Origin of the sequence: Streptomyces sp. TG1A-8 (genome assembly GCF_030499535.1) — a bacterium.
Taxonomy (GTDB): domain Bacteria; phylum Actinomycetota; class Actinomycetes; order Streptomycetales; family Streptomycetaceae; genus Streptomyces.
On sequence record NZ_JASTLB010000001.1, the window covers coordinates 1,284,759 to 1,298,303 of the forward strand.

Annotated in this window: 12 protein-coding genes and 1 pseudogene; 3 read left to right on the forward strand and 10 right to left on the reverse strand. The window is 74.5% G+C overall.

All coding sequences use genetic code 11. The annotated features are described in order from the left end of the window. Positions 1-43: 43 nt before the first annotated feature. Complete coding sequence (gene ribA / locus QQY24_RS05215) at positions 44-703, reverse strand: GTP cyclohydrolase II (protein ID WP_301971479.1); 660 nt, start codon at positions 701-703, stop codon at positions 44-46. A 38-nt stretch (positions 704-741) separates the two neighbouring features. On the opposite strand from ribA, the gene QQY24_RS05220 reads away from it, so the two are divergent. Then, positions 742-1,515, forward strand: coding sequence for a creatininase family protein (locus QQY24_RS05220; protein WP_367657980.1), 774 nt, complete (start codon positions 742-744; stop codon positions 1,513-1,515). Between the two features lie 146 nt (positions 1,516-1,661). Here QQY24_RS05220 and QQY24_RS05225 read toward each other — a convergent pair. The 5 genes and pseudogenes from QQY24_RS05225 to QQY24_RS05245 all read right to left on the reverse strand — a co-directional run. Next, positions 1,662-2,810, reverse strand: a pseudogene (locus QQY24_RS05225) (YbhN family protein); the annotation flags it as partial. Continuing rightward, positions 2,807-3,895, reverse strand: coding sequence for a trans-aconitate methyltransferase (locus QQY24_RS05230; protein WP_301971480.1), 1,089 nt, complete (start codon positions 3,893-3,895; stop codon positions 2,807-2,809). The gene QQY24_RS05230 and the pseudogene QQY24_RS05225, both read right to left, overlap by 4 nt. Next, the gene (locus tag QQY24_RS05235; RefSeq protein WP_301971481.1) at positions 3,892-5,157 is read right to left on the reverse strand and encodes a glycosyltransferase family 4 protein; all 1,266 of its coding nucleotides are present in this window, start codon (positions 5,155-5,157) and stop codon (positions 3,892-3,894) included. Before QQY24_RS05235 ends, QQY24_RS05230 begins: the two co-directional genes overlap by 4 nt. Then, positions 5,154-5,552 (reverse strand): 6-carboxytetrahydropterin synthase, encoded by a 399-nt coding sequence (locus QQY24_RS05240; protein WP_301971482.1) that lies wholly within the window; start codon positions 5,550-5,552, stop codon positions 5,154-5,156. The genes QQY24_RS05235 and QQY24_RS05240 overlap by 4 nt, the downstream gene beginning before the upstream one ends. 117 nt (positions 5,553-5,669) lie before the next feature. Continuing rightward, a complete protein-coding gene (locus QQY24_RS05245) occupies positions 5,670-6,653 on the reverse strand; it encodes a zinc-binding alcohol dehydrogenase (protein WP_301971483.1) in 984 nt (327 codons plus the stop codon). Positions 6,654-6,759: 106 nt separating this feature from the next. Between QQY24_RS05245 and QQY24_RS05250 the strand changes: the two genes are divergently transcribed. Next, positions 6,760-7,524 carry a CDP-alcohol phosphatidyltransferase family protein gene (locus tag QQY24_RS05250; protein ID WP_301971484.1) on the forward strand — a complete coding sequence of 255 codons (765 nt, stop codon included), beginning with the start codon at positions 6,760-6,762 and terminating at the stop codon, positions 7,522-7,524. 550 nt (positions 7,525-8,074) lie between these two features. On the opposite strand, the gene QQY24_RS05255 is transcribed toward QQY24_RS05250, so the two are convergent. Continuing rightward, complete coding sequence (locus QQY24_RS05255; protein WP_301971485.1) at positions 8,075-8,281, reverse strand: DUF397 domain-containing protein; 207 nt, start codon at positions 8,279-8,281, stop codon at positions 8,075-8,077. After that, positions 8,278-9,123 carry a helix-turn-helix transcriptional regulator gene (locus QQY24_RS05260; protein WP_301971486.1) on the reverse strand — a complete coding sequence of 282 codons (846 nt, stop codon included), beginning with the start codon at positions 9,121-9,123 and terminating at the stop codon, positions 8,278-8,280. Before QQY24_RS05260 ends, QQY24_RS05255 begins: the two co-directional genes overlap by 4 nt. 127 nt (positions 9,124-9,250) lie before the next feature. Here QQY24_RS05260 and QQY24_RS05265 point away from each other — a divergent pair, with 127 nt between their 5' ends. Then, positions 9,251-9,712 (forward strand): ATP-binding protein, encoded by a 462-nt coding sequence (locus tag QQY24_RS05265; RefSeq protein WP_301971487.1) that lies wholly within the window; start codon positions 9,251-9,253, stop codon positions 9,710-9,712. Positions 9,713-9,957: 245 nt separating this feature from the next. On the opposite strand, the gene QQY24_RS05270 is transcribed toward QQY24_RS05265, so the two are convergent. Both QQY24_RS05270 and QQY24_RS05275 read right to left on the reverse strand, forming a co-directional pair. Continuing rightward, complete coding sequence (locus tag QQY24_RS05270) at positions 9,958-11,868, reverse strand: discoidin domain-containing protein (protein WP_301971488.1); 1,911 nt, start codon at positions 11,866-11,868, stop codon at positions 9,958-9,960. 286 nt (positions 11,869-12,154) lie between these two features. Next, positions 12,155-13,519, reverse strand: a complete 1,365-nt coding sequence (locus tag QQY24_RS05275; protein ID WP_301971489.1) for a GH1 family beta-glucosidase — start codon at positions 13,517-13,519, stop codon at positions 12,155-12,157. Positions 13,520-13,545 lie beyond the last annotated feature (26 nt).

The window sequence follows — 13,545 nt, forward strand, 5'->3', positions numbered from 1 at the left end:
CCCGGACGCGGGGCGCCGGCCGGCGCCCGGGGGTGGCGGCCGGTCACGAGCCGTGCGCGACGGCGTCCAGGTGGGGCAGGTGGTGGTCCATCCGCTCCCGCTTGGTCCGCAGGTAGGTGATGTTGCTCTCGCACGGCTCGATCAGCAGCGGCACCTGCTCGGCGACCCGGATGCCGTGCTGCGCCAACGCCTCCCGCTTGCGGGGGTTGTTGGACATCAGCCGGACCGAGCGCACCCCGAGGTCGTGCAGGATCCGGGCGGCGGCGCCGTAGTCGCGGGCGTCCACGGGCAGTCCGAGCGCGAGGTTCGCCTCCACGGTGTCCAGTCCCTCCGCCTGCAGGGCCATCGCGCGCAGCTTGGCGAGCAGGCCTATGCCCCGGCCCTCGTGCCCCCTCAAGTAGACGACGACCCCGCTGCCTTCGGCGGCGACCGCACGCAGCGCGGACGCGAGCTGGTCCCCGCACTCGCAGTGCCTCGAGCCGAACGCGTCGCCGGTCAGGCACTCCGAGTGCAGCCGCGTCAGCACGTTCTCGGCGGCCAGGTCGCCGTGGACCAGGGCCACTTGCTCGTCACCGCGGTCGTGGTCCAGGTAGCCGATCGCCCGGAATTGGCCGTACACGGTGGGCAACGGGGTGTTCACGACGCGTTCCACGCCCGGACGCCGCGGGGACGTCCCGCCGAGGACACCGATGTTTTCTGTCATGATCTGATCCCTAAGCAGAGACGGAGGGCCGGGGGAAGATGAATGGTTCGGGTGCGCGTGCGGCGGCCCGCACGGTGATGCCGGCGGACACCACGGAAGACGTACGGACCCGGGCGGCGGACGGTTCAGCACGGATCGCCGTCCTTCCCGTCGGAAGCTTCGAACAGCACGGCCCGTACCTGCCGCTGGCGACCGACACGCTCGTGGCCTCGGCCGTGGCGCGGGAGATCGCCGCCGCCCACCCGGTGCGGCTCCTTCCCCCGGTGACGGTCTCCTGCTCGCACGAGCACGCGGCCTGGCCGGGAACCGTGAGCATCTCCTCCGTGACCCTGCACGCGGTGGTCCGGGACATCGCCGCCTCGCTGCGCCGCTCGGGCGCCGACGCGCTCGTCGTGGTGAACGGGCACGGCGGGAACTACGTCCTCGGCAACGTCGTCCAGGAGGCGTCCGCGCGCGGCGAGCGGATGGCGCTGTTCCCGGCCGCGGAGGACTGGGAGACGGCCAGGGAACGGGCGGGAGTGGTCACCCCGCTGCTCACCGACATGCACGCGGGGGAAATCGAGACATCCATTCTGCTGCACGCCCATCCCGAATTCGTCCGCCCTGGTTACGAGTCCGCCGATTTCACCGCGGACGACCGCCGTCATCTGCTCACCGTGGGAATGTCCGCCTACACCGAATCCGGCGTCATCGGCCGTCCCTCCCTGGGATCGGCGGAAAAGGGCCGGAAATTGCTGGCGAGCCTGGCGGAGTCCTTCGGGACGTACGCGCAACTGCTGGTGCCGGGGGAAGGGCGCGACGGGCGCGGATAGCGCACGTCGGGGTGCTCGCGACCGGGGGCGTCGCGCACGGCGGCGTCGTCGCCGGGACGTTCGTGCACCGGGTGCTCCGCCGCGGCGGCCGCGGCCCGCGGCCCGGTGCCCCGGCGGGCGACCAGGACGACGGCGCCCGGCAGGCTCGCCACCAGGCTCAGCACGCCGTACACGACGGCCACCGCCACCCCGTGGTCCGCGCCGAGCCCCGCCGCGCCGAACGCCCAGGCCGTGACGCCCTCCCGCGGGCCGAAGCCGCCGACGTTCAGCGGCAGGCCCATGGCGGCGAGGGCGAGGACCGCGAGCGGCAGCAGCACCGGCACGGAGGCGGCGGAGCCGGCGACCCGGGCGGCCACGGCGAACATCACGAGGTGGCCGGCCAGCACGACGGCGGAGGACAGCGCGACGCCCGGCCCGCCGCGCCGGGACAGCAGCCCCTCGCGCGCCTCGCCGAGGGCGGCGCGCACGGCGTCGCCGCGCCGGGAGGGGGCCCGGTTCATGCGGACGGCGAAGGCGACGGCGAGCGCGCCCGCCAGCGCCAGGGCCGCCGGCGGGGCGAGGGCGCGGGCGTCGGCGCGGACCGGGGAGGGCAGCGTCAGCAGCACCACCGCGCCGGACACGGCCAGCGCCACCTGTCCGGCGACCCGTTCCAGGACGACCGCTTTCACCCCGCGCCGCAGGTCGCCGGCGCCGCGTCCGTGCCGGACCGCCCGGTGCACGTCGCCCAGCACCCCGCCCGGCAGGGCCGCGTTGAGGAACAGCGCCCGGTAGTAGTCGGCCACCGCGGACCCCAGCGGCAGCCGGATCCGCAGCCCCCGGGCCACCAACTGCCAGCGCCACGCGCTGAACACGGTGGTGACGGCGCCGATGCCCAGTGCCTCCAGCACCGTCACGCCGTCGATCCGCCGCAGCCCGTCGAGGAGGACACCGGTGCCGAGCCGCCACAGGAGCGCGGCGAGGACGGCCGCGCCGACGGCGGTGCCGAAGTGGGTGCGGACCGTGCAGGAGCCGAACCGGGAGAACAGGGTGCGGGGGACGCCGTGGCGGGTGGGCGGAGGCGTGGGCGCGGGTGGGGGCACGGCTTCCGGGGCGGGTGGTCGACGCGCCCGCGGAGCGCCGGTGCCGGCGCCGGCACCGGCACCGGCGCTCCGCGGGCGCGCGCCCGTCGTGCCCGGGGCGGCCGTCGTGCCCGGGGCGGCCGGGCAGGGGTGGGCGCCCGTTCCCGCCGCGCCGGGCACCGGCTCGGCGTCCGCCGTGCGGGGTTCCGCCCCCGCACCCACCGCCCGCCCGCTCATGACGCGCCGCCCGCCGGCCGGGGCAGCGCCAGCAGGTCGCTGTGGTGGACGACGACCTCCAGCGCACCTGCCCCGCAGGCGGCCAGCCGGTCCCGGAGGTAGCGGTCGGCGCGGGCGCGCAGCCCGGACCGCTGCTCGACGGCCGCGCCGACCCAGCCGCGCAGCCACTGGGCGGTCAGTGCGGACTGCCCGGAGCCGAGCCGCCACGGGCTCGGCCCCACCCGTACCGTCGCGCCGTGCGCCGCGAACGCCTCGCGGGCCACCGTGACCGCGTCCGGCCCGAGCAGGCCGTCGCGCCGCTGGTGGGCGTTGAACGCCTCGGTGATCTCGGCGTCCAGCGGGTGGGCGGGGGTGAGGTCCACGCGACCGGCGACGGACAGCGTGAGCAGCGCCGGGCAGGTGGCGCCGGCACAGGCGGCGGCCAGGGACTCGACCTCCCCCCGGGTGAGGACGTCCAGCAGGGCCGAGGCGGTGACCAGGTGGGCACCCGTCAGGGCGTCCGGGGTGAGGAGGCCGACCTCGCCGTGCCGCGTCTCGACCGTGACCCCGCTGCCGTCGGCGGCGCGGCGCGCGGCGGACACGGCGGCGAAGCGCAGCAGACGGGGGTCGCGGTCGTGCAGGACCCAGTGCTGGGCGCCGTCCAGGCGGGGCGCGAGCCAGCGGCCCATGGAGCCGGTGCCGCAGCCCAGGTCGTGCACGACCAGTGCGCCCGCCCGGCGCGGAAGCCGGGCGATCCGCTCGCGCAGCGGGACCAGCAGTTCCCGGGCCCGGGCGGCCGAGTCGGCCCCTTCGCGCAGCCGCAGCCACTCGGGCGCGTACCGCGGCGGCTCGGGCTCGCCGCCGTCCCGCAGCCGCGCGCTCGCCCGTGCGCCGGATCCGGCGACGGGACCGGCACCCGCGATCACCCGCGGCCGGTCGTCCCGCGGCGGACCGGCAGCCGCCGGCGGCCCCTGCTCCCCGCCACCGGGCAACCGCACGGCCGCCCGCGCACCGGCACCGGCATCAGGACCCGCGCCCGGTGGCTCGTCCCCCGGTGGACCGGTCCGCGCCGGAAGTCCCCCGCCCGCCGTCCCGGTGTCCGTCATGCCGCCCTCCTGGGGGGCTGGGGAAGCCGGCCGAGGACCGCGGCCAGGCTGCGGGCGGTCGTCGCCCAGCCGTCGAGGGCCGCGCGGCGGGCGCGGGCGGCGGCCTTGAGGCGGTGGCGCACGTCGGCCTCGCCGAACCAGCCGCGCAGTTCGGCGGCGAGCGCGGCCGGGTCCTCCGGCGGCACGAGGATGCCGGGCACGCCGCCGTCGGGGGCGCGGCCGACCGCCTCGGGCAGGCCGCCGACATCGGTCGCCAGGACGGGGATGCCGCGGGCGAGGGCCTCGGTGACCGCCATGCCGTAGGTCTCGGCGCAGGAGGTGAGGACCATCAGGTCGGCGGCGGCGTAGTCGGCTTCGAGGTCGGCGCCGGAACGGGGGCCGGCCAGACGCAGGCGGTCGGCGAGGCCGTGGCGCGCGATCAGGTCCCGCAGACGGGTGACGTACCCGGGGTCGTGGCCGAGTCCGCCGACCAGGGCGCAGGTCCACGGCAGGTCCCGTACCGCCGCGAGCGCCTCCACCAGCCGGTGCTGGCCCTTGCGCGGGGTGACCGCGGCGACGCACAGCAGGTGGGAGACGCCGTCGGTGCCGGGGGCGAGGGGCGCGATGTCGGCGCCGGGGGCCGCGACGTGCACCCGCCGCGGGGGGAGGCCGTGGTGGGAGACGAGCCGGCGGACCGCCCAGTCGCTGGTGGCGATCACCGCGGGCGCCGCCCGCAGCACCTGCCTCTCCCGGGCGTCCAGTTCGGCGGCCACGGCCACGGCCGCGTCCAGGCCCGTCTCGTCGCCGAGCGGCAGGTGCACCAGGACCGCGAGCCGCAGCCGTCCGGCCTCGGGGACGACGACCTCGGGCACGCCGCAGGCCACCAGCCCGTCGAGGAGGACGACGGTGCCGTCCGGCAGGCCGCGCAGGGTGCGGGCGAGGCCGTCGCGGTCGGTGCGGCCGGGGCGCGGCCAGGCACCGGGCACGGCGTGCCGCACGACCTGCCAGCCGAAGCCGGGCAGGTCCAGGCAGACCCGGCGGTCGTAGGCGTTGCCGCCGCTGGGGGCGGCCGGGTCGTCGACGCCGCCCGGCATGACGAAGTGCACGGTGCGCAGGGACGCGGGGGCCGCTCCTGCGGTCCTGACGGTTCCGGCGGTCTCGACGGCCTCGGTGGCCCCGGCGGATCCGGCTTCCCCGGCGTGCGCGGAGGCGGCGGGCCGCGCGGACGCGTAACCGAGCCGCGCCTCCTCACCGGCCGCCTTCTCCGCGGCCTTGCCGGTCACAGCGCACGCTCGTAGCTCGCCCAGGCGATGTGCGACTCGTGCAGGGTGACGGTGAGGCCGGCCAGCCCCCTGGCGCCCTCGCCCAGCGCCCCCTCGTGGACGCGTTCGGCGAGCCGGTCGGCGATGACCTTGGCCAAGAACTCGGTGGAGGTGTTGGTGCCGGCGAACTCGGGCTCCTCGTCGAGGTTGCGGTAGTTCAACGCGGCGACGACGGCGCCCAGTTCCCGGGTGGCCAGGCCGATGTCGACGACGATGTTGTCCTCGTCCAGCTGCTCGCGGCGGAAGGTGGCGTCCACCAGGAACGTGGCGCCGTGCAGGCGCTGCGCGGGCCCGAACACCTCGCCGCGGAAACTGTGGGCGATCATGATGTGATCGCGGACGGTGATGCTGAACAACGGACGACCCTCCAGGTGCGGCGCCTCTGGTGCCCCCCGCGGTCTCCTGCCGGGGGTTGCCGGGTAGTACGGCTGCCCGCTTCCCCGCGTTCAGCCCTCTCCCGCCTTTTTCTCAGGTCAGGTCCCTGCGCCGTACCGGATGCGGTGGCACAGGGCCGGGAGCCGCCCCGAGGCGAGCTCCGGCATCAGTGCGGGCAGCTCCTCGAAGGCGCTCTCCCCGGTGACCAGGGCGTCCAGCGCGGGGTTGGCGAGCAGGTCGAGGGCGAGGGCCATCCGCTCGGCGTAGCCCCGGCCGGCGCGGGCGGCCGGGGAGACGGTGCCGACCTGGCTGCCGCGCACGGTGAGCCGGCGCGAGTGGAAGGCCTCGCCGAGGGGCAGGGCGACGCGCCGGTCGCCGTACCAGCTCAGTTCGATCACCGTGCCCTCGGCGGCGAGCAGTTCCAGGGAGCGGGTCAGGCCCTCCTCGCTCGCGCTGGCGTGGACGACGAGGTCGCAGTCACCGAGGGCGTCCCCGGGCGTGGCGAAGTCGACGCCGAGGGCCCCGGCGGTCGCCCGGCGGGCCGGGTCGGTGTCGACCAGTTGCAGCCGGACGCCGGGGAAGCGGGCGAGCAGCGCGGCCACCGAGCAGCCGACCATGCCGCCGCCGACCACGGCGATCCGGTCGCCGATGAGGGGCGCCGCGTCCCACAGGGCGTTCACCGCGGTCTCCACGGTCCCGGCGAGCACGGCCCGCTCGGCGGGCACCCGCTCCGGCACGACCGTCACGGCGGCGGCCGGGACGACGTACCGGCTCTGGTGCGGGTACAGGCAGAACACCGTGCGTCCGGCCAGCTCCTCGGGTCCCTCCTCGACGGTGCCGACGTTGAGGTAGCCGTACTTGACCGGCCCCGGGAAGTCGCCCTCCTGGAACGGCGCCCGCATCACGGCGTGCTGGCTCGCGGGCACCCGGCCGCGGAAGACCAGCGTCTCGGTGCCGCGGCTGACCCCGGAGAAGAGGGTGCGGACCAGGACCTCGTCCCCGGTCGGCGCCGGGAGGGTGACGTCGCGGATCTCACCCTCTCCCGGTGAGCGCAGCCAGAACGCGCGGGCCGAGTGGTTCATCGACGTCCTCCTGAACGATCGGGAAGTGGTTCACGTACCGAGGGTGCACAGGCCGCGCACAGTACGCGGCGTTGATCGACTCTGTCACTCGGCCGGAGGATGCGCGGTGGCCCTGAACAACACGTACGACGCGAGGCTGCAGCAGGAGACCGCCGTGGGAGCGGGCGCGCAGGTCCTGCTGCTGGCGCTGCTCGGCCGGGTGACCGGCATGGGGCCGGCCGGCTGGCTGACGGGGCTCGTCTTCGCGTGCGCCACCTGGGCGGTCCTCTCCCGGGCCGTGCACCGCTCCCGGCTGCGCTCCTTCGGCCCCGCGAACCGGGTCACGCTGGGCCGGGCGACCCTGGTCGGCGGGGTGACCGCGCTGGTCGCGGACTCCTTCCTGAACAGCCCCCCGGTCACGCTGCTGGTCGCCCTGACCGCCGTCGCCCTGGTCCTGGACGGCGTGGACGGCAGGGTCGCCCGCCGCACCGGCACCGCCAGCGCGCTCGGCGCCCGCTTCGACATGGAGGTGGACGCGTTCCTGATCCTGGTGCTGAGCGTGTACGTGTCCACGCGGCTCGGCCCGTGGGTGCTGCTGATCGGCGGCATGCGGTACGCGTTCGTCGCCGCGGCCCGCCTCGCCCCCTGGCTGAACGCCCCCCTGCCCCCGTCCTTCGCCCGCAAGACGGTCGCCGCGCTCCAGGGCGTCTGCCTGCTGCTGGCGGGCGCCCGGCTGCTGCCGTCCGCCGTCGACCTCGCAGTGGTCCTGCTGGCCCTGGCCTCGCTGGTGTGGTCCTTCGGCCGGGACGTGTTGTGGCTGCGACGGAACGCACGCACGCACGCGCAGGAGGCACCGGCGGAGCACCACCTGTTGGAACCGGCGGCGGGCTGAGGGGGTTACGGCGAATCCCGTCGTGCGGCGCCTCGTTGAACCTATGGTGACGCCACGACGAGACAGCCTCTCCCCCACCTCGTCCCGACCGGTACCTGCTGGTGCGGCTGCATCAAGAAGGTCGGGGCCGGCTCCTTCTTCGCCCCCGGCCACGACAAGGTGGCGGAGGCCGCGCTGCTCGCCGTCGAACACGGTTCGTCCGTCGCCCAGTTGCTACACGCCCACGGATACGGTCCCGGGCACTCGGTGAGGGCGCGAGCGGTGTCCGGGGGCGTGTGGCGGCGGTGCCCCTCGTGCACCTGCGTCGGCGCACCGACGAGCATCGCGAACCACGCGCGCAAGGAGCATCCCCGCGGCGTCGACGAGCAGGCCCCGGGCGCGGCACGATGACCGGCGCGACCGTTACCCCTTTCGGGTCCGGCCCCGACCGCAGTGGCCGCCGAACGGCCCGGCAGATGTTCTGCCGGAAGGAGGGGCCGGACGGCATCTGACACGCTCGGGGCCCGATGCAGTACGTGCACCGGGCCCCGACGGTCGTCCGTCCACCGGCTCAGTGTCCGGCGGCCATCCGCACGAAGTCGGTCCAGGCGTCGGAACCGAAGGACAACCGGGCCGCTGCGGGCCGCTTGGAATCCCGGACGAGAACCGCCTCGGCTATCGCGGCGACCTCTACGCACTCCCCACCGTTGCCCGTGCTGTAGCTGCTCGTGGTCCAAGCAGGTTCGGGCGCAGTCTCCTTGTCGTGCCGCACGCTCATGCCTCTCCCATCAGTCTCTCGACGAACGCCGCCGATTCGCTCGGTGACAGCGCCTGTGATCGGAGAATGCCATAGCGCGCTTCGAGCGTGCGTACATACGTGGCGTCGGTGTAGAGGCGGCTGTGATCTTGTACTTCCACGTACGCAAGGCGCTGTCCCCTGTCAGTGTCGATGAGTGTGAAGGGGCCGCCCAGGGCGGCGTTGTCCTGATGCGTGATCGGCATGACCTGCACCTCCACGTTCCTGGACTGGCCTACGACCAGGATCCGTTCCAGCGTCTCGCGCATGACTTTCGGCCCGCCGATCGGTCTGCGCAGAACCGCCTCCTCGATCACGAAGCTCATGAGCGGGGCGGGGCGTCGACTGAAAATTTCCTGCCTCGCCATACGAGCTTCGAGGCGCTGGTCAATGACCTCGTCGTCCAGTAGAGGCCGCTGCATGTGGAAGACCGCTCGTGCGTAGTCCTCTGTCTGCAACAGACCCGGCACGGCGTAGACCGCGTACAAGTTCAGCGCTGCCGCCTTGACCTCCAACCGGGCCATGTCCCGGAAGAACGCCGGATACTGGGCCCGGGCCACCTCCTCCTTCAGCGCCGTCAGCAGGCCGCCGGCCCCCAGCACCTCGTCCGCCTTCTCGATGAACCGGGTCTGCGGGATCCGCCTCCCCTGCTCGATGGAGGCCACCGTGTCCGCCGAGTAGCCGAGCCGCTTGCCGAACTCGGCCCGCTCCAGGCCCGCCCGCACCCGCAGCAGCTTCAACTGGCGCCCGAACGCGGTCACCACCCCCGTCCCCGGCTCGTCCTCCGGTCGCTGCTGCCGCTGCGCCCTCTCCTCGTCCCTCACGCCCACCGCCTTACCGCCTCTCCCCCGCGTACCGCCACGTACAGTGCCCGCGACCGCTCCGTACGAAGGGCCGGAGTCAGCGCGTCGTCGCTGGTCACGCTACGCCACGAGGCGCCACCGTGAGTGCATGACCGCAACACAACCACCCCCCACGACCCACCGGTTCGCGATGCGCTTCAGCTCGACCCCGCGCGGCGCCCGCCTGGCCCGGCGGCTGTGCGAGGACCGGCTCGACACCTGGGGCGTCCCCTACGGCAGCGACGCGCACGACACCGTCACCCTCGTCGCGGCCGAGCTGTGCGCCAACGCCGTGCGGCACGGGCACGTCGCGGGCCGGGACTTCCACGTCCTGCTCACCGCGGACCCGGCCACCGCGACCGTCCGCATCGAAGTCAGCGACACCCGCGGTGAACGCCTCCCCCGCATCCCCCTCGCCGCGCCGGAGGACGGCCCCGACGGTTCCGGGGACGGCGGGCGCGGCCTGCTGCTGGTCGAGGCGCTGGCCGACCGCTGGGGCTGCACGGCGCGCGCCGCGGGCGGGCCGGGCAAGACCGTCTGGGCCGAGTGCGGAGTGCCCCGCCTGGCCTGACGGCGCGGGTCCCCGCGTTCCGGCTGGACGCACCGGACCCGTACCGGCGAAGCGGATCCCCCGCCCCAGCGGAGATCGCTCCGGACGCCCGATGGGGGGCGGGGCGGGTCCATCGGCCGTAGCGCGCCGCACCCCCGCGTCACCGGTGCCGGGCGGCCCGGGACGGGCCGCGCGGAGCGCGGTGGTGACGCGGGGGTGCGGACGCGGCTACGACCGCCGCCTGCGGGACGTCGTGCGGCGGCCGGCTACCCCTTCTGCTCCACCTTCACCCAGTCGACCTCCGCCTGCACCGCGCCCGACGCGATCTTGTCCACGCTGGACTGGGGCAGGCCCCAGTAGGGGCTGGTGACCTTGTTCCAGCCGGCCGGGTAGGCGCCGCCCAGGGCGAGGTTGAGGATGACGTACTGGTTGTGGTCGTAGACCCACTTGCCGCGGGTGGATTCCAGGACGTTGCGGGTCGTCTCCTGGACCAGGCGGTCGTCGACGTAGAAGCGCATCGCCGTCGGGGTCCATTCGACCGCGTAGGTGTGCCACTGGTCGGCCGTGCCGCCGTTCGCGTAGGTCTGGCGGGCGCCGATGTTGCCGTCGGCGGAGTAGCCGGGGCCGTGCAGGGCCGAGCTGGTCCAGTCGCCGTAGCCGATGTTCTCCATGATGTCGGTCTCGCCGGAGGCCGGCCAGGACACGGACGGGTCGTCGACGTTGCTGCCGAGCATCCAGAAGGCGGGCCAGAAGCCGTCGCCGACGGGCAGCTTCATGCGGGCGCTGACCTTGCCGTAGGTGAAGTCGAAGTGGGTGTTGGTGTCGATGCGGCCGGAGGTGAAGTCGTAGGTGCCGCCGCCCGCCTTGGTGCAGCCCTTGCAGTACTTCGCCTTCAGGAGCAGGCTGCCGTTCTGGGTGCGGATGTTGTCCGTCGAGTCGACGTAGGCCTGGGACTCGCCGTTGACCGGACCCATCTCGGTGCCGGTGCGCACCACGCGCCACTTGGAGCGGTCGAGGCTCGCGGCGGTGAAGTCGTCGAAGAACGTGGTCCGGTAGGTGCCGGTGGGATCGGCGGGGAGCGCGGGGTAGGCGGCGGATGCGCTGCCGCCGGTGCCCCAGACCTGGAACTCGTAGAGCGAGTAGCCGAACTGGGCGGTGGCGGGGGCCGGGTTGTAGAAGGAGCGGCGCTCCTTGCCGAGCATGCGGACGTAACGGCCGGTGGCCGGCGAGGGCAGTTTGACGGTGTCGTGCAGGCCTGCGGCGTCGCCGGGGGCCTTGACGTCGGCGCGACGGGCGGCGATGTCGGCCGCCGAGGGCTCGTACACCGTGCGCCAGGTGCGGTTGTCGTCCGACACCTGCAACAGGTAGTCGACCGCGTACGCCGACTCCCAGTACAGGTCGACCGTGTCGATGGTGGACTGGGCGCCGAGGTCCACCGACACCCACCGGTCCGTGTTCCAGTCGCTGGACCAGCGGCTGCTGTCGCCCTTGAGGTCGGCGGGCCAGCCCCCGTCCGTGAGGAACGCCGGTGAGTGGCCGGCGTCCTGGTAGTAGTTGGTGTACGCGGGGTGGTTCAGGGCCAGGTTGGTGCGGGCCGTCGAGGCGGGTGCCGGTTCGCCGCCGTAGACCTTGAAGTTCCACAGCGAGTAGCCGTAGGGCGTGGCGCGTTCGAGGCCGCGCAGGCGGACGTAGCGGCCCGTGACCTCCTGCGGGTAGGTGTGCGCGGTGACGGAGCCGCCGGTGCCGGCGGTCTCGGTGTAGAAGGGCGTCCAGTCGGTGCCGTTCTTCGAGACCTCCAGTACGTAGCGCTTGCCGTAGGCGGCCTCCCAGTCCAGGGTGACCCGGTCGATGCGCAGGGTGCTGCCGAGGTCGACGCGGATCCAGGCGTCGTCGGCGAAGTTGCTGGACCAGCGGGTGGAGGCGTTGCCGTCGAAGGCCAGGCCGGGCGCGCTGCCGGCGTTCTCGCTGCCGGAGGCGGTGACGCCGGCCGGGTTCAGGGCGTAGGCGGCGGCCGCGCGGTCGGTGTCCCAGGTGGCGGCCGTGGCGGCGGAGGCGCGGGGGGCGATGAGGGCGGGTCCCGCGGTCAGCAGGGCCGCGGCGGCGACGGCGGACAGGAGGGTGCGGGGGACGCGGGAGGTACGGGAGGTGCGGGAGGTGTGGGGAGTGCGGGATGGCATGCGGCTCTCCTCGTGGGGTGGATGCGTGATGCATACATGACAGCCGATGGTGCGGACAGTGCTGGTGGTGCGGGCAGTGCCGGTGGTGCGGGCAGTGCCGGTGGTGCGGGCAGTGCCGTCGGTGCGGGCAGTGCCGGTGGTGCGGGCAGTGCCGTCGGTGCGGGCCGGCGGGCGTGGGGGTGCCCGTCGGTGGTCCCGGTGGTGCGGGCGGGCGGGGGCCCGCCGGTGGTGCGGGCCGGTGGGCGCGGGTTCCCGTCCCCGCGCCCACCGGCCGTCCGGGCCGGGCTCAGGCGGCCCGGCGCGCCTGGCCGCGGTGGCCGCGGACGATGTCCGCGTACCGGTGTCCGCTGCCCTTGATGGTGCGCACCTGGGTGCGGTAGTCCACGTGGACCAGGCCGAACCGCTTGGCGTAGCCGTACGCCCACTCGAAGTTGTCCAGCAGCGACCAGGCGAAGTAGCCGGCCAGCGGGGCCCCCTTGCGGGCCGCCGAGGCGCAGGCGGCGAGGTGCCGCTCCAGGTAGTCCTGGCGCTCGGGGTCGTCCACGGTGCCGTCGGGGCCGACCTCGTCCGGGAAGGCGGAGCCGTTCTCGGTGACGTAGATCTTCCGGGCGCCGTACTCCTCGGTGAGGCGCAGCAGCAGCGTCTCGATGCCGCTCGCGTCGATCTCCCAGTCCATGCCGGTGCGCGGGACGTCCGGGCGGCGCACGGAACGGGCGTAGGGGGCGGGACCCTCGGGGTCGTCGGCGACGTAGGCGGGGAAGTAGTAGTTCAGGCCGAGCCAGTCCAGCGGGGCCGCGATGGTCTCCAGGTCCCCGGGCTGCTCGGGCAGTTCGACGCCGTAGGTCTCGACCATGTCGGCCGGGAAGCCGCGGCCGTGCACCGGGTCGAGCCACCAGCGGTTGACGTGGCCGTCGTGGCGGCGCGCCGCCTCCTGGTCCTCGGGGCGGTCGGTGGCCGCGTACACGGTGGACAGGTTGTTGACGATGCCGACCTGGGCGTCGGGGACGGCGGCGCGGATCGCCCGGGTGGCCAGGCCGTGGCCGAGGAGCAGGTGGTAGGAGGCCCGCACGGCGGCGGTGAGGTCGGTCCAGCCGGGGGCCATGGTGCCCTCCAGGTGGCCGATCCAGGCCGAGCAGGACGGCTCGTTGAGGGTCGCCCAGAGCTTGACGCGGTCACCGAGGCGGGCGGCGACGGTGGAGGCGTACTCGGCGAAGGCCAGGGCGGTCTCGCGCTGCGGCCAGCCGCCGCGGTCCTGCAGTGCCTGCGGCAGGTCCCAGTGGTACAGCGTGACGGACGGGGTGATGCCGGCCTCCAGCAGGGCGTCGACCACTTCGTCGTAGAAGGCCAGGCCCTTGGGGTTCACCGGGCCGTCGCCGCCGGGGATCACCCGTGGCCAGGCCACGGACATCCGGTAGGCGTTGACGCCGAGCTCGCGCATCAGGCCGATGTCCTCGCGCCAGCGGTGGTAGTGGTCGCAGGCGGTGTCGCCGTTGTCGCCGTTGTCGATCTTCCCCGGGGTGTGCGAGAAGGTGTCCCAGATCGACGGGGCTCTGCCGTCCTCGGCGACGGCCCCCTCGATCTGGTAGGCCGCTGTGGCCGTACCCCACAGGAAGTCGTGCGGGAGGGCGGTGAGGTCGATGCGTTCGGACACGGAAGTCCCTTCGGAAGACGAGGTGT